The organism is Mesorhizobium sp. P5_C1 (genome assembly GCF_054049815.1).
Genome location: NZ_JBFULQ010000096.1, coordinates 1 through 15,800 on the forward strand (window position 1 = coordinate 1; position 15,800 = coordinate 15,800).

The 15,800-nt window shown below is 62.8% G+C and carries 18 protein-coding genes; 13 read left to right on the plus strand and 5 right to left on the minus strand.

What is annotated here, in order from left to right:
• Nucleotides 1-252 precede the first annotated feature (252 nt).
• From ACXJ7R_RS10750 to yacG, 13 genes are all read left to right on the plus strand, one after another.
• Nucleotides 253-729 carry a hypothetical protein gene (locus tag ACXJ7R_RS10750; protein ID WP_457151814.1) on the plus strand — a complete coding sequence of 159 codons (477 nt, stop codon included), beginning with the start codon at nucleotides 253-255 and terminating at the stop codon, nucleotides 727-729.
• Between the two features lie 52 nt (nucleotides 730-781).
• Nucleotides 782-1,222, plus strand: coding sequence for a MucR family transcriptional regulator (locus ACXJ7R_RS10755; RefSeq protein WP_457151815.1), 441 nt, complete (start codon nucleotides 782-784; stop codon nucleotides 1,220-1,222).
• 8 nt (nucleotides 1,223-1,230) lie between these two features.
• Entirely contained in the window at nucleotides 1,231-1,461 is a 231-nt protein-coding gene (locus ACXJ7R_RS10760) for a hypothetical protein (RefSeq protein ID WP_457151816.1), read from the plus strand.
• A 192-nt stretch (nucleotides 1,462-1,653) separates the two neighbouring features.
• Complete coding sequence (locus tag ACXJ7R_RS10765) at nucleotides 1,654-2,820, plus strand: tyrosine-type recombinase/integrase (protein WP_457151817.1); 1,167 nt, start codon at nucleotides 1,654-1,656, stop codon at nucleotides 2,818-2,820.
• A 184-nt stretch (nucleotides 2,821-3,004) separates the two neighbouring features.
• Nucleotides 3,005-3,238, plus strand: coding sequence for a hypothetical protein (locus ACXJ7R_RS10770; RefSeq protein ID WP_457151818.1), 234 nt, complete (start codon nucleotides 3,005-3,007; stop codon nucleotides 3,236-3,238).
• A gap of 128 nt (nucleotides 3,239-3,366) precedes the next feature.
• The gene (gene murA / locus ACXJ7R_RS10775) at nucleotides 3,367-4,659 is read left to right on the plus strand and encodes a UDP-N-acetylglucosamine 1-carboxyvinyltransferase (RefSeq protein ID WP_184872108.1); all 1,293 of its coding nucleotides are present in this window, start codon (nucleotides 3,367-3,369) and stop codon (nucleotides 4,657-4,659) included.
• A 194-nt stretch (nucleotides 4,660-4,853) separates the two neighbouring features.
• Nucleotides 4,854-5,288 (plus strand): DUF2948 family protein, encoded by a 435-nt coding sequence (locus ACXJ7R_RS10780; RefSeq protein ID WP_457151819.1) that lies wholly within the window; start codon nucleotides 4,854-4,856, stop codon nucleotides 5,286-5,288.
• Nucleotides 5,289-5,295: 7 nt separating this feature from the next.
• A complete protein-coding gene (hisD, locus tag ACXJ7R_RS10785; protein ID WP_457151820.1) occupies nucleotides 5,296-6,588 on the plus strand; it encodes a histidinol dehydrogenase in 1,293 nt (430 codons plus the stop codon).
• Nucleotides 6,589-6,594: 6 nt separating this feature from the next.
• Nucleotides 6,595-7,080: a UPF0262 family protein gene (locus ACXJ7R_RS10790; RefSeq protein ID WP_457151821.1), complete on the plus strand. Its 486-nt coding sequence runs from the start codon at nucleotides 6,595-6,597 to the stop codon at nucleotides 7,078-7,080.
• Nucleotides 7,068-7,532, plus strand: a complete 465-nt coding sequence (locus tag ACXJ7R_RS10795; RefSeq protein WP_457151828.1) for an arsenate-mycothiol transferase ArsC — start codon at nucleotides 7,068-7,070, stop codon at nucleotides 7,530-7,532. Before ACXJ7R_RS10790 ends, ACXJ7R_RS10795 begins: the two co-directional genes overlap by 13 nt.
• Nucleotides 7,533-7,619: 87 nt before the next feature.
• Nucleotides 7,620-7,838, plus strand: coding sequence for a translation initiation factor IF-1 (gene infA, locus ACXJ7R_RS10800; RefSeq protein WP_006200926.1), 219 nt, complete (start codon nucleotides 7,620-7,622; stop codon nucleotides 7,836-7,838).
• 21 nt (nucleotides 7,839-7,859) lie between these two features.
• Entirely contained in the window at nucleotides 7,860-8,489 is a 630-nt protein-coding gene (locus ACXJ7R_RS10805; protein ID WP_457151822.1) for a Maf-like protein, read from the plus strand.
• Nucleotides 8,486-8,683 carry a DNA gyrase inhibitor YacG gene (gene yacG, locus ACXJ7R_RS10810; RefSeq protein ID WP_095088647.1) on the plus strand — a complete coding sequence of 66 codons (198 nt, stop codon included), beginning with the start codon at nucleotides 8,486-8,488 and terminating at the stop codon, nucleotides 8,681-8,683. The genes ACXJ7R_RS10805 and yacG overlap by 4 nt, the downstream gene beginning before the upstream one ends.
• An 11-nt stretch (nucleotides 8,684-8,694) precedes the next feature.
• On the opposite strand, the gene melA is transcribed toward yacG, so the two are convergent.
• The 5 genes from melA to ACXJ7R_RS10835 all read right to left on the minus strand — a co-directional run.
• Complete coding sequence (melA, locus tag ACXJ7R_RS10815) at nucleotides 8,695-10,065, minus strand: alpha-galactosidase (protein WP_457151823.1); 1,371 nt, start codon at nucleotides 10,063-10,065, stop codon at nucleotides 8,695-8,697.
• 19 nt (nucleotides 10,066-10,084) lie between these two features.
• A complete protein-coding gene (locus tag ACXJ7R_RS10820) occupies nucleotides 10,085-11,752 on the minus strand; it encodes an ABC transporter ATP-binding protein (protein WP_457151824.1) in 1,668 nt (555 codons plus the stop codon).
• A gap of 10 nt (nucleotides 11,753-11,762) precedes the next feature.
• Entirely contained in the window at nucleotides 11,763-12,902 is a 1,140-nt protein-coding gene (locus tag ACXJ7R_RS10825) for an ABC transporter permease (protein ID WP_457151825.1), read from the minus strand.
• Complete coding sequence (locus ACXJ7R_RS10830; RefSeq protein ID WP_457151826.1) at nucleotides 12,903-13,910, minus strand: ABC transporter permease; 1,008 nt, start codon at nucleotides 13,908-13,910, stop codon at nucleotides 12,903-12,905.
• A 116-nt stretch (nucleotides 13,911-14,026) separates the two neighbouring features.
• A partial coding sequence (locus ACXJ7R_RS10835) for an ABC transporter substrate-binding protein (protein ID WP_457151827.1) occupies nucleotides 14,027-15,800 on the minus strand: 1,774 nt, incomplete at its 5' end.

Genomic DNA, 15,800 nt, shown 5'->3' on the forward strand with positions numbered 1-15,800 from the left:
CATTTATGGAGCTCACTTCCTGAAGATGACTTGCTCGCGCCCACAAGTATTGTAGATGCCTGCCCAGATTAGTCTCAAACCGACGGGCGACGTTCCTGGCAATGGAGTTTTTCGCGACTGCCGGTGACGAGATCGGCGAGCGCCCTGCCAAGGAGACCGCCGCTCTCCAACCGACAGATTTTCGCACGCATCGCTTGTAACCATAATGGTTACGCTGTAGTACTGATCTGGTAACCTGCCACGGACCGCAACATGAAGTTTTTGAGCACAGCCACGATGAAACGCGAGCCCTACCAGCCCGGTCGGAGCGAGTGGGCCGAGTGCTACGACATGCTCTGCCGGTGGTGCTCGAACCACACCAAATGCGAGATCGTCGAGGCGATGATCGAGATGAAGGATGGTGGCGCGTGGCCGGAAGGTGGCTGGGTTTCCGATCCCGGCGCCGGCGTCACCTGCCTTTCCTACGAGCCAGCCGATCGACCTGCAATGCCGAGGCAGCAGCGGAGGGCGATTGCCCGCACGCGCGAGGAAGTCCTTCCGGCGGTATGCGGCGGCTGCGCGGCGCGAAAAGACAGTGAGGCTTCGGTGAGCCTGCACACCAGGCGCGACTACCAGAGCGCAGTGCGCACCGGCGCGCCTTTCGTCTGCCACGAGGATCCAAACAAGACCCGCCTTTGCGGCGGTTGGTGCCGTGCCATCGCCCGGAAGGGCGGCAAGGTCACCGCATAAGATCGGAGCCGCCCGGCTCTGGTGACTGAGACTGCAACAGGAGAGACCTACCATGGAAAACAACGATCTGCGCTTAATCGAGCTGACGGCCGATATTGTCTCGGCCTATGTCGGCAACAACCCGGTGCCGACCGCCCAACTGCCGGAGCTGATCGCCAGCGTCAACGCTGCCGTGAGCCAGCTCGGCGGCACGGTCGCGCAACCCCGCGAGCAGTACGTGCCGGCCGTCAACCCGAAGAAGTCCATATTCCCCGACCACATCATCTGCCTGGAAGACGGGAAGAAATTCAAATCGTTGAAGCGGCACCTGCGGACCGACTTCGGCCTGAGCCCCGACGACTATCGCGCCAAGTGGGGCTTGCCTGCCGACTATCCGATGGTCGCGCCGAATTACTCGGCCACGCGCTCGGCGCTGGCGAAATCGACCGGCCTCGGCCTGCATAGGGCGGTGCCCAAAGCCCGCTCCAGCTCTCGCTTGCGCGCGGTCCAGTAGGCCGCGCCATGAACGTCTGCACCGTCATCGAGCGACTTGCGAAGGGTGATCACCTGCACCTCGGCTTCTCCAGTGGTCAGAGGCGTTGGTGGTTCGACGGGCCATACCAGGTCGTCCCTGAGCACGTCGTTCACGCAGCGGTGCGCGATGGGGCTGTCGCCGTGATCGAGGCCGGCGACAGCCTCTTCGGCTTTAAGGGCAATTCGCAGACCTGGTTGCTCGACCATGATCGCCAATGATCACCTCCCCGAGGTGCTGACGCTGGCGCGGTCACCAGACTATTGGTCGGCGCGTTTCCACGACAAAGGGTTGCGTATGTCCGCGAGGTCGTTGCGCGAAAAGGCCATCAAGTCCGGCCTCTGCTACCATGTCGACAAGCAGGTGCTGATCTCGCCCAAACAGATAGACGAGTTGTTTTTGTGGAGTAAGTCATGCCGCTCACGACCTATAAGCGAGGGCGCTTCTGGTGGCTCACCGGAACCATCTTCACGCGGGAAGGCGAGCAGCGCGTACACGAGAGCACTGGCGAGACTGACGAAAGGAAAGCGGACGATTTCCGGCAAGCCCGCGAGCGCAAAGCGCGGGAGGAGCTAAACCTCAACCCCAAGGACCGCTTCACGTTCGACGAAGCGGTCGATCGATATCTGGAGGCAGGGAAGAGCGAAAGCTACATCGCGAGGCTCCTTGAGCATTTCAAGGGAACCAGGATTTCCGACATGACTGGTTCCGACGTCCGCGAAGCGGCGAAGGTGCTCTACCCGACGGCGGTTTACACGACATGGAACCGGCAGGTCGTCATCCCAACGCGCGCCGTGATCAATTTCAGCGCCGACGAGGGCAAATGCCATCCGGTAGCGATCAAGGGCTTTACGAAGAAGGATCGCGACATAAAGCGACCCACGGCGGCGCCGAAGCGCGCCGTCGATCGCTCCTACATCGACACGTTCAGTGAGCACAGTGACGATCCCCGGCTCAGCGCCTTGATGCTGTTCCTCTTCCAGACCGGCGCCAGGGTCTCGGACGCCATCAACCTCGAAGACGATTCCCATGATATCGACCTGGTGAACCGCAAGGTCATCTTCCGGGACATGAAGAACGGCGAGGATGGCGACGCCGATCTGACCATCGAAATGGTCTACGAGATCCAGCAGCTCCGCGAGTGGAAACTGGAAAGATTGGCGGCATGGGAACTGCGCATCCCATGGAAACACAAACGATCAGGTGAGCGCCATAGCGGACGCGGTGCAAAGAAGCCCAATGACAGGCTGTTCGGCTACATGGGTCGCGGGTCGGTCTACAGGGACATAAAACGCATCTGCAAACTGGCAGGCCTGCCCTATCTCGGCACGCACCAGCCAGGCCGCCACAGTTTCGCAACCGAAATGATCGTCAGGCACGGCGTCGACGTCGCGACCACAGCCGCGAAAGGCCGCTGGAAAACGAAGAAACTGCTCATGGAAAACTACACACACGCCGAGAAGGGCGGCGGCGTGATCGACAAGGTGTTTGGGAAGAAGAAGCCGCGCAAATCCGCCAATGGTGACGATGCAACCAAAGTGGCAACAAGACCTTACACCAGCCGAAAACGACCGGCGTGATAACGATATGATTCTGCGAGGAAAAGTGGCGTGGTGCCATCTTGGTTACTCCCTTACCAAGGGAGTGCTCTACCACTGAGCTACCGCAGCCGCCGATGGCGGGGCTTCTGCCATATCGAACCGGCAAGCGCAAGGCCAAGTGCAACGCTTCTGTGAAAGCCTTTGCCGGATCGCTTTTCATGACATGGCGGCGCCACAATGTTGGCTATCCCTGAATAGCGGGCTGGTTGGTTGCGGGACAATGAACGACAAGACAATTCCACTGAAAAAGGGCGGCACGAACCGCAAGGACCGGCTCGCCGAGCAATTGCGCGCCAATCTACAGAAGCGCAAGGCGCAGTCGCGCTCGCGGCGTATCGGCGAAGCCGACCAACGACCGGACGGGCTCGGCTCGGCGAAGGAAATGCAGAAAGATTAACTCAAATCGGCCACTCTTGGACCGGAGCGGGCGAAATCCTATTTCTTGAACCAGACCGGCCAATGGTCTAGAGGGGCCGATACTCAACCGATTGAACCGGCTTTTTTGGCCGAGAGGGACGTTCTTCCATGGATCGCATCAGAATTGTCGGCGGCAACAAGCTTGCCGGAAGCATTCCGATCTCAGGCGCCAAAAACGCGGCGTTGCCCTTGATGATCGCCTCGCTCCTGACCGACGACACGCTGACGCTGGAAAACGTGCCGCATCTGGCCGATGTCGAGCAGCTGATCCGCATCCTCGGCAATCACGGCGTCGACTATTCGGTCAATGGCCGCCGCGAAAAGCAGAATGAGGGCTATTCGCGCACCATCAATTTCTCGGCCCGCAACATCGTCGACACCACGGCCCCCTACGAGCTGGTGTCGAAGATGCGCGCGTCGTTCTGGGTGATCGGGCCGCTGCTGGCGCGCATGGGCGAGGCCAAGGTGTCGCTGCCGGGCGGTTGCGCCATCGGCACGCGCCCGGTCGATCTTTTCCTCGAAGGCCTGCAGGTGCTGGGCGCCGATATCGACGTCGACACCGGCTACGTCATCGCCAAGACCCGGAACGGCCGACTTGTCGGCAACCGCTACGTGTTCCCGAAGGTCTCGGTCGGCGCCACCCACGTCCTGATGATGGCGGCGTCGCTGGCCAAGGGCGAGACGGTGCTTGAAAACGCCGCCTGCGAGCCCGAGATCGTCAACCTCGCCGAGTGCCTCAATGCCATGGGCGCGAAGATTTCCGGCGCCGGCACGCCAACCATCACCATCGATGGCGTCGAATCGCTGTCGGGCGCCCGCGTGCGCGTCATCCCCGACCGTATCGAGACCGGCACCTATGCCATGGCTGTCGCCATGACCGGCGGCGACGTCGTGCTCGAAGGCGCACGCCCCGAACTGCTGCAGACCGCGCTCGACGTGATCGCCCAGACCGGCGCCGAGATCACGCCGACCAATTCCGGCATTCGCGTCAGGCGCAACGGCGCCGGCATTTCGCCGGTCGATGTGACGACGGCGCCATTCCCGGCCTTCCCGACCGATCTGCAGGCGCAGTTCATGGGCCTGATGACCATGGCCAAGGGCAAGTCGCGCATCACCGAGACGATCTTCGAAAATCGCTTCATGCATGTGCAGGAGCTGGCTCGGCTCGGCGCCCACATCACGCTTTCGGGCCAGACGGCGATCGTCGACGGCGTGCCGAAGCTGAAGGGCGCGCCGGTTATGGCGACCGATCTTCGCGCCTCCGTGTCGCTGGTCATCGCAGGCCTGGCAGCCGAAGGCGAGACCACGGTCAACCGTGTCTACCATCTCGACCGCGGCTTCGAGCGGCTGGAGGAAAAGCTTTCCAATTGCGGCGCGGTGATCGAGAGGATTTCCGCGTAGGCCAATCGCCAGGCCTCGCGGCGCGGTTGCGCGGACGGGAAAGACCCGCCTGGAGCTTGTTTCATCTCGATTAAGGTCGAGATGAGGCTCCAGATTCCTGTCTGAGCATGATCTTTTGCGAAAACCGGTTTCCACTTTTCGGGATCATGCTCTAACAGAAGGCTGAACAATCAACCTTCAGGTGCGAAATCCGCATGACCGCCCTTAAGCTTATCGCACTCGACGACCAGGATCTGAGCATCGTTTCGGCCCATGTCCAGGATGCCGTGATGAAGGTCTCGGACCTCGAGTTTCTGCCTTCGGCCAAGCGTTTCGTGCTGACCATGAACCGCTTTGTCTGGGAGGCCAAATCCAGCCTGTTTCGCCAGCACAATGAGCGGCGGCAGGCCGTGCTGCATTTCGACCGCGTGCTCGGCGCCAAGACCAATGGCATTGCTCGAGACAAGCCGGCCGAGGTCCTGTCGCTTTTGGCGGTCAGTTTCATCGAGATCAGCAAGCCGGCCGGTATCGTCGAGCTGATCTTTTCGGGCGGCGGCACCATCATGCTCGATGTCGAGTGCATCGAGGCCCGCCTTGCCGACATCGGCGGCGCGTGGGAAGCCACCTCGCGTCCCGTGCACAAGGCTTGAGCGTCCGATGGCCATCACGCTTCGTCAGTCCGATGCCGATTTCGAGCAGCGTTTCGCCGCCTTCCTTTTGACCAAGCGAGAGGTGTCGGCCGATGTCGATGCCGCGGTGCGCGACATCATCGCGCGCGTGCGCGCCGAGGGCGACGCGGCGCTGATCGACTACACCAAGAAATTCGACCACGCCGACCTCGGAAGCCTCGGCATTGCCGTTTCGAAGGACGATATCGCCCGGGCTTACAAGGCCGCCGACCCCAAGACGATAGAGGCGCTGGAATTCGCGCGCGACCGCATCCGCACGCATCATGAGCGACAGCGGCCCAGGGATGATCGCTATACGGACGCCGCCGGCGTCGAGCTCGGCTCGCGCTGGACGGCGATCGAGGCAGTCGGGCTCTATGTACCGGGCGGCACCGCGAGCTATCCAAGCTCGGTGCTGATGAACGCCATACCGGCTGGGGTGGCGGGCGTCGAACGCATCGTCATGGTCGTGCCGGCGCCTGGCGGCATCATCAATCCGCTGGTGCTGGTGGCGGCTGATATCGCTGGCGTGTCGGAAATTTATCGTGTCGGCGGCGCGCAGGCGATCGCCGCGCTTGCCTACGGCACCGAAACGATCAAGCCGGTGGCCAAGATCGTCGGACCCGGCAATGCCTATGTGGCGGCGGCCAAGCGCCAGGTGTTCGGCACCGTCGGCATCGACATGATCGCCGGGCCCTCGGAAGTGCTCGTCGTGGCCGACGGCAGCAACGATCCGGACTGGATCGCCGCCGACCTGCTAGCCCAGGCCGAGCACGATGCGTCGGCGCAGTCGATCCTGGTCACCGACGATCCGGCCTTCGGTCGTGCCGTCGAAAAGGCCGTGGAACGCCAGTTGCAGAGCCTGCCGCGCGCCGAGACGGCAGCGGCGAGCTGGCGCGATTTCGGCGCGGTGGTCGAGGTCGTCACGATCGACGCCGCGCTGCCGCTGGTCGACCGCATCGCCGCAGAACATGTCGAACTTGCCATAGACGATGCCGAAGGGTTTCTGGCGCGGATGCGCAATGCCGGTGCCGTGTTTCTCGGCCGCCACACGCCGGAGGCCATCGGCGACTATGTCGGCGGCTCCAACCACGTGCTGCCGACGGCACGCTCGGCGCGCTTCTCGTCGGGCTTGTCCGTGCTCGACTTCGTCAAGCGCACCTCGATCCTGAAGCTCGGACCGGAGCAGTTGCGGATTTTGGCGCCGGCGGCGATTGCGCTCGCCAAGGCGGAAGGCCTCGATGCGCACGGCCGCTCCGTCGCCATACGACTGAACATGTAGGCCGCGATGTCGGACTCCGATCAAACCCGCGCCAGGCTGATCGATGTCGAACTCGATGAATCGATCGGCCGTTCGACGCCCGATGTCGAGCATGAGCGTGCGGTGGCGATCTTCGACCTGATCGAGGAGAACAGTTTTCAACCCGTCAATGACAACGGCGCCGGCCCCTACCGGCTGAAACTGTCACTGGCCGAGCAGCGCCTGGTCTTTGCCGTGGCGCGCGAGGACGGGGCTGCCGTCGTCACCCACATCCTGTCGCTGACGCCGCTCAGGCGCATCGTCAAGGATTACTACATGATCTGCGAAAGCTATTACGACGCCATCCGCTCCTCGACGCCGAGCCATATCGAGGCGATCGATATGGGCCGCCGCGGTCTGCACAATGAGGGCTCGCAAACGCTGATGGACCGGCTGGCCGGCAAGATCGACATCGATTTCGATACGGCGCGCCGGCTGTTCACGCTGGTCTGCGTGCTGCACTGGCGGGGCTAGCCCTGGCTGCCCTGCCCCGCTCGATCCTGTTCCTGTGCGGCATGAACGCCGTGCGCTCGCCAATGGCCGAACAGCTGGCGCGGCGGGCGCTGCCGGCCACTGTCTTCGTCGCCTCGGCCGGCGTTCGCGCCGGCGAGCGCGATCCGTTCGTCGATGCGGTGCTGGCCGAGGAAGGACTGTCGCTGGGCGAGCGTCACCCAAGGACGATGGACGATCTCGAAGACGACTATTTCGACCTCATCGTCACGCTGGCGCCAGAAGCGCACCATGCCGCACTCGAACTCACCCGCTCGCTCGCCGTAGAGGTCGAATACTGGCCGACGCCGGACCCGACCGACGCCGCCGGCACGCGCGAGCAGATCATGGCCAGCTATCGCGACGTACGCGAGCGGCTGAAAGCGCGCATAGGTCGGCGTTTTTTGCTTCCAGAAGCAAAAACCGAGACGGATTAAGCGTGTTCACAAGCGGGCGTTTATCATATAGGTTCCGCCGAAATTCCGGCCAGGGCGCTGGAACTACCATCCAAGCAAAGGTATCGAATGCCGAAGGAAGAAGTCCTCGAGTTTCCGGGTGTCGTGACGGAATTGTTGCCCAACGCGATGTTCAGGGTGAAACTCGAAAACGAACACGAGATCATCGCCCATACAGCCGGCCGCATGCGCAAGAACCGCATCCGCGTGCTGACCGGCGACAAGGTTCTGGTCGAGATGACGCCATACGACCTGACCAAGGGCCGCATCACCTATCGTTTCAAGTAAGCAAAGCCCGACTGGTCCGCGATGAGCATTTTGCAGAAGCTGGTGCTTGCCTCGGGTTCGCCGCGCCGGATCGAGCTCTTGCAGCAGGCCGGCATCGAGCCGGACCGCGTGCTGCCGGCCGATGTCGACGAGACGCCGCTGCGCGCCGAGCACCCGCGCTCTCTGGCCAAGCGGCTGTCGAAGGAAAAGGCCGAGAAGGCGTTCGCCTCGCTGACGGCCGAGGCCGACTATGCGCCTGGCTTCGTGCTGGCCGCCGATACGGTGGTCGCCGTCGGGCGGCGCATCCTGCCCAAGGCTGAAACCCTCGACGACGCCGCCAATTGCCTCGGGCTGCTGTCGGGCCGTTCGCACCGGGTCTATTCCGGCATCTGCCTGATCACGCCGGGCGGCAAATTGCGCCAGCGACTGGTCGAGACGCGGGTGCGCTTCAAGCGGCTGCCGCGCGAGGAAATCGACGCCTACGTGGCCTCGGGTGAATGGCGCGGCAAGGCCGGCGGCTATGCCGTCCAGGGTCTCGCCGGCGCCTTCGTCGTCAAGCTGGTCGGCTCCTACACCAACATCGTCGGCCTGCCGCTCTATGAGACGGTGGCGCTGCTTTCCGGCGAAGGCTTCAAGGTGCATCGCGGCTGGCAGGTGGGAGCCCGGCTGTGAGCCTGGACGACAAGGTCACGCCGCTGCGGCCAAAGCGCCCCTGCCCCGAATGCGGCAAGCCCTCGGCGCGCGAAACCTATCCGTTCTGCTCGACGCGCTGCAAGGACATCGACCTCAACCGCTGGCTGAAGGGCGCCTATGTCATCTCCGCCCGCGACGACGAGGAAGAAACGGACGCCGACGAGCCGAAGTGAGACCCGTGCGTTCAGGCGGCCTCGTTCTTGCGCCCCACACGCGCCCAGGCCGGCAGCCAGTCGCCGTGGGCGGCGAGGAGATCATCGACCAGTGACCAGATCTGGTCGAGATCGAGCTCGGCTGCGGTGTGCGGATCCATCATCGCCGCATGGTAGATGTGCTCGCGGTTCTCGCTCATCAGCGCCCGCACCGTCAGTTCCTGCACGTTGATGTTGGTGCGGATCAGCGCCGTCAATTGCGTCGGCAGGTCGCCGATGTAAGTCGGCTGGATGCCGGAGGCGTCGACCAGGCACGGCACTTCGGCGGCGCAATCGCGGGGGAGCGAAGTGATGCAGCCATTGTTGCGGACATTGCCGTAGATCACCGAGGGTTCGCCCGTCCACACCGAGTTCATGATCGACGAGGCATACTCCTTCGACTCCTCGACCTCGATGCGTTGGGCCGAGCGGTAGGCCTGCGCCTGGTCTTTCCAGCGCTCGATCTGCTCGATGCAGCGTTTGGGATATTCGTCGAGCGGAATGCCGTATTTCTCGATCAAATCGGGGCGGCCTTCCTTGATGAAATAGGGCGTGTATTCGGCGAAATGCTCCGAGCTTTCGGTGACGAAATAGCCTAGCCGCGTCAGCATCTCGTAGCGCACCTTGTTGGGGCAGCGCGGATTCCAGCCGGGCTTGGGCGCGCGGCCTTCGCGATAGGCGCGCACGAGATCGGGATAGAGGTCGCGGTAGGAACCGTCGGGCTGGCGATGCTCGAATTTCAGATAAAAGGCCATGTGGTTGATGCCGGCCGAGCGATAGCGGATCTCTTCGTAGGGAAGGTCGAGATCGTGCGCCAGCTCCATTGCCGTGCCCTGCACCGAATGGCAGAGGCCGACCTGCCTGATCTCAGGATATTTCTCTGATATCGCCCAGGTGTTGATCGCCATCGGGTTGACGTATTGCAGCATGATTGCCTGCGGGCAGACGGCGAGCATGTCCTCGCAGATCTTCCACAGATGCGGCACGGTCCTCAAGCCGCGCATGATGCCGCCGACGCCGAGCGTGTCGGCGATCGTCTGGCGCAGGCCGTATTTCTTCGGCACTTCGAAGTCGGTGACCGTGCAGGGCTCATAGCCGCCGATCTGGAAGGCGACGACGACGAAGTCGGCGCCCGCCAGTGCCTTGCGCTGGTCGGAATGCGTCTCTGCCTTCGCCTTGACGCCGAGCGTCGCGATCAGCTTGTTGACGACGATCGCGCTCTCTTCGAGCCGCTGCGGATTGATGTCCATCAGCGCGATCGTCGCGCCCGAAAGCGACGGCCGCTGCAGCACGTCGCCGACAATGTTCTTCATGAACACCGTCGAGCCGGCGCCGATGAATGTGATCTTGGGATTTCTTGCCACGCTAACCTCCGGCATATGTTCAAGCCACATCGAAAGCGGCCCTGACGAGCCGTTCGGTGTAGGCGGTCTTGGGATTGGTGAGGACCTCGTCGACGGGGCCCTGTTCGACGATCTTGCCGTGCTGCATGACGATGACGCGGTGGCACAGCGCGCGCACCACCTTGAGGTCGTGCGAGATGAACAGGTAGCTCAAGCCCCGCTCGTCCTGCAGCTTGCGCAGGAGGTCGATGATCTGCGCCTGGACGGAGAGGTCCAGCGCCGAGGTGGGCTCGTCGAGCAGGATGAATTCGGGCTCGAGCGCGATGGCGCGGGCGATCGCGACGCGCTGGCGCTGACCGCCCGAGAATTCGTGCGGGAAACGCGACAGGATATCGCCCGGCATGCCGGCACTGACCAGCGCCTCGCGCACCCGGTCGACCCGCTCGGCCCGCGTCGCGCCTATGCTGTTGACGACCAGCCCTTCCTCGATGATCTGGCCGATCGTCATGCGCGGATTGAGCGAAGAGAAAGGATCCTGGAAAACGATCTGCATGCGCGCGCGCAGTGGCCGCATCTCGTTGCGTGACAGGCCCTGGATCGGTTGGCCGTCGAAACGGATTTCGCCGCGCTTGGTGTCGATCAATCTCAGCAGCGCCTGGCCGAATGTGGTCTTGCCGGAACCTGATTCGCCGACAAGCCCCAGCGTCTCATGGCGGCAAAGCTTGAGGCCGAGATCGTCGACGGCGACCAGCTCGCGCCAGTCCGGCCTCAGGAAACTGCCGTGACGCAGCATGAAGCAGACGCGCACATCATTCGCTTCGAGGATGGCGCCGCTGCCCTCGGGAAGCGGTTGCGGACGCCCGCGCGGCTCCGCGGCGAGCAGCCTCTGCGTGTAGGGATGCTGTGGGTCCGCAAACAGCCGTTCGGTGACGTTGTGCTCGCACATCGCGCCATGCTGCATGACGTAGACATAGTCGGAGAATTTGCGCACCACGGTGAGATCGTGAGTGATCAGGATCACCGCCATCCGCAGTTCTTTTTGCAGATTGCGGATCAGGTTCAGGATTTGCGCCTGGACGGTGACGTCGAGCGCGGTGGTCGGCTCATCGGCAATCAACACGTCAGGATCGTTGGCCAGCGCCATGGCGATCATTACGCGCTGCCGCTGACCGCCCGAAAGCTGGTGCGGATACTGTTTGAGCCGCGCCTCCGGCTCGGGGATCTGGACATGCCGCAAGAGTTCGAGCGCCCGTGCCCAGGCCTGCCTGCGGCTCACCTTGCGGTGCACCCGGATCGCCTCGACGATCTGGCTGCCGACCGTATAGATCGGGTTGAGCGAGCTCATCGGCTCCTGGAAGATCATCGAGATGCGGTTGCCGCGCAGCTTGCGCCGCTCGCTCTCGGGGAATTTCAGGATGTCCTGGCCATCGTAACAGATGCTCGATTTCGGCGACACGGCGGCCCGGCGCGACAGCAGCCCCATGACGGCGCGCGCCGTCACCGACTTGCCCGAACCGGATTCGCCGACGATGGCGATCGTCTCGCCGCGATAGAGCTGGAACGAGATGTCTTTGACCGCTTCGACAACGCCGTGCTCGACCTTGAAGGCGACCTCGATGTTGCGGGCGTCGATGATGGGCTGGTCCTGGCGCCCGTCATGGTCATGACGAACGGTGGGGGCGAAGGATTCGGCGAGTGCGACGGTCATCCCAGCCACCTCAATACGGATCGACGGCATCGCGCAGGCCGTCGCCCAGCGCGTTGAAGGCAAAAACGGTGACGAGCACGAAACCGACCGGCGACAGGATCCAGGGATAGGTGCCGATAACGGAATAGGTCGCGGTGTCCTGCAGCATCAGGCCCCACGAGATCAGCGGAGGCTTGACCGCAAAGCCGAGGAACCCGAGGAAGCATTCGAGCAGCACCACCGTCGGGATCGCCAAGGTGACGGCGACAATCACGTGGCTCATCACATTGGGCAAGATGTGCTGCAGGATGATGCGCCGGTCGGTGGCGCCGACCGCCATTGCGGCGCGCACATACTCGATGCGCGCCAGCGCCAACGTCTTGCCACGCACCTCGCGCGACATCTGCGCCCAGCCCAGCGCCGACATGACGACAATGACAAAGGCGAGGAAGACATTGGTCGGCGCGGTGACGGGGATCAGCGTCGTCAGCGCAAGATAGAGCGGCAGCTGCGGGAAGGCGAGCACCAGTTCGACGAAGCGCTGCATCCAGATATCGAACCGGCCGCCGAAATAGCCGGAAACCATGCCCACGGTGGTGCCGATGACGGTGATGATGAAGACGACCGTCAGCGCGATCATCAGCGAGACGCGCGAACCATGTATGGCGCGCGACAGGATATCGCGGCCGAACTTGTCGGTACCGAGGAAATGCACCGGCTGGCCGTCCATCGAGGCGAAGAAATGCCGGCCCGCCGGGACCAGCCCGAAGAGCTTGTAGGGCGCGCCTTCGACAAAGAAGCCAAGCAGTCTCGGATGGTCGTAGTCGGGGCCGACGACGGGCTGGAAGGTGACCGGATCGAGGTCGGCCGAATCGGCCAGCGCATAGACCCGTGGCCGCGCGACGAAATTGCCGTCCTTGTCGTGGAAGGAGGGCATTTGCGGCGGAGCGAAGCCGACATCGGTCGCCTTCGGGTCCATCGGCGCCAGGAATTCGGCGAACACGGCCATCACCAGCAACAGAACGACGAGCCCAAGCCCGGCCATGCCGGTCCAGGAGCGCTTCAACCGACGCCAGACGAGCGCGATATAGCTCTCATTGCCGCGCGCAGGTTTGGCGACGATAGGTCCTTCCGCCGGCAGCGGTGGAGGTGATGGATCGCGGGCCAGCATCTAGCTCTCTCCGTATTGGCGGATGCGCGGGTCGAGCAGGACGAGCAGCATGTCGGCGATGATGTTGCCGACGATCAGTGTCGCCGACAGCACCATCATGAAGGTGGCAGTGACATAGACATCACCGACCGCCATCGAACCGACGATCGCCGGGCCGACGGTCGGCAGCGCGAAGATGATCGCCGTCTCGATCTCGCCGGTGAGCATGTAGGGCAACACCACACCCTGATACATGACGAGTGGATGCAGCGCATTGGGCACGGCGTGCCGCATGACGACGGCGCTACCGGTCAGGCCCTTGGCTCTCGCCGTCTCGACATATTGCGCGTTAAGCGTATCCAGCAGATTGCCGCGCATGACGCGCATATTGTAGGCGAGGCCGCCGAAAGTGGCGATCGCCACCACCGGCCAGACATGCTTGACCAGGTCGACGAACTTCGCCCAAGACCATGGCGCGCCGCCATATTGCGGCGAGAAGAATGAGCCGATCTCCGACAGGTTGAACTGGAAGACGAGGAGATAGACGATGATCAGCGCCATCAGGAAGCGCGGCACGGTCATGCCGAGGAAGGCGATGGCCGAGAGCGTCGAGTCGATCCACGTGTATTGCCTTGTCGCCGCCCATATGCCGAACGTGATGCCCAGCACCGAGGCGAGCAGATGGCAGACCAGCGCCAGGAGCAGCGTTCTCGGCAGGCGCTCGCCGACGACATCGGCCACCGGCTTGTTGTAGTAGAGGCTGTAGCCGAAATCGCCGCGAGTAATGATTCCGCCGATCCAGTTGAGATACTGGACGGGCAGCGGCTTATCGAGGCCGTGGTCGACGCGGTAGGCCTGGGCCTGCGCATCGGCCTCCGCGAAGGACGCGCCGCCCTGGTTGATCAGCTGCGAACGGATGTAGTCGGCATAGTCACCAGGTGGCGCCTGGATGATGGCGAAGGTGACGAGGCTCAAGATTGCGAGGACCGGTATTGCCGACGCTATGCGCATAAGCAGGAATCGCAGCATGGACGGTCGGCTTCCTCATTTCGCCGGACGCTCCCATTGAGGGTCGTTCGGAGGGTTGGTTCGCCCCGGCCGCGCCAGCGGCGCGGCCGGGTCTCTCTTGGTCAGGGGAGGTAAACTTACATCGGACCCTTGTCTCCGGGCTTGCCCGGGAGTTCCTGCGGGAACAATTCGTATTTCGCCTGCTTGTCGGCCGCGACGAAGACGCGTTCTCGGACGATCGAATCCTCGGCCCAGTTGAACATGAAGATCGGTGTGCCCTGCGGAATGTTCGAGAAGCGCTTGTTGACGATCAGCGCCCCGGGATATTCCGTCAGGCCGACATTGTAGACGTGTTCGGTCGAGATCTTCTGGAACTCTTTCATCAGGCTGGCGCGCTTGTCGTTGTCCTCTGACGCGACGAACTTGTTGACGATGTCGACGAGGTCTTTTTCGAAAGGCATCAGGTCGACCTCGCCGCTTTCCGGCGCACGGTGATTCCAGCTGGTTTTCGGGCCGACAGGCGCAAGCTGTTCGGTGTTCTGCACAACCGAGGTCAGTTCCTGGTCGTTGCGCCGGATCAACCAGTCGAAACGGCCGGAATACTGCGAGGCGTCGCGCTGGGTACCGTTGAGGCCGTTCAGCACGACCCTCAAGCCCAGCTTTTCCATTTGCGCGACGACACCTTCGGCAAGACTTTTGTCGGTGCCGTAGTCGTTGTTGACCAGCATCACGATCTCGACGTTCTTACCGCCGGCAGTGCCCGCCGGGAAGTTCACGAAACCGTCGCCGTCGGTATCCTTGAGGCCGGCCTTGGCGAGTTCGGCCTTGGCGCCCGCGAGGTCGAATGGATAGTAGACGGTGGACTTGCGGTCATAGAAGCTTGTGCCCGAGGAGAAGCCGCCGGGATAGATGGCGGTGAACGGCCCCTTGACCAGGGAGTCGCCCAGTGCCTTGCGGTCGAGTGCCATGGTGACAGCCTTGCGGAAGTCCTCATTGCGGTTCAGCTCACGGACTGCCTGGCTGCGCTCGTCCGGGTTGCCCCAGCCATTGGCGGAAAAGTTCAGGCGCAGATTGTAGCCGATGAGGCGTGGACCAAAGGCGAGCCGTGCCGGCGCGTTGGCTTCAGCGGCGCGCTTGAGCGAGGCGACAAAGTTTTCTGGCTGCTCGAGGTTGGAGAAGTCGCCCGAGCCGGCGACCGCCTGGACGTCGCGGTCGGCCCAGGTCGACAGCTTGTACTGCAGTTCGTTGAGATAGGGCAGCTGGTTGCCCTTTTCGTCGACCTTCCAGTAGTAGGGGTTGCGGCGCATGACGATAATGTCGTCCGGCCGGTATTCGACCGGCACCCAGGCGCCCATCACCGGCATGTTCATATATTCCGGCGGAAAGGCGTTCTTGAACTGGTCGTAGGTGTTCTTCGAATATTTCGGATGCTGCGGCTTCAATATGTGCGCGGGGCCGGGGCAGAAGGTACCATAGGCCATGGCGTAGAGGTACTGTTTCGGAAAGGCGTCCTTGAAGGTCCACTCGACAGTGTAGTCGTCGATTTTCTTCAGCGTCGTGCCGACGCCGAAGGTTTCCGGCGTCGCGCCATTGAGCGGCGAGACGTTCGGGTCGACCACCTCGTCATCCCAATAGAACATGACGTCGTCGGCGTTGAAGGCCACGCCATCAGACCATTTGGCGCCCTCGATCAGATGCATGGTCAGCTTGTGCCCGTCCTTCGACCAATCCCAGCTTTTGGCAAGGTTCGGCAGCGGCTCGGTGTCCTTGGCTTCGACCTGGAACAGTGGCGCCGTGCGCGTCAGACATTCGGAAAGGCCAATATCGATGCCGCCCCAGCCTTGCGTCTGGCCGGCACCATAGTTCCAGCCTTCCGGCCGGCCGCCGATGACATGGCGCATCGTATCGCCA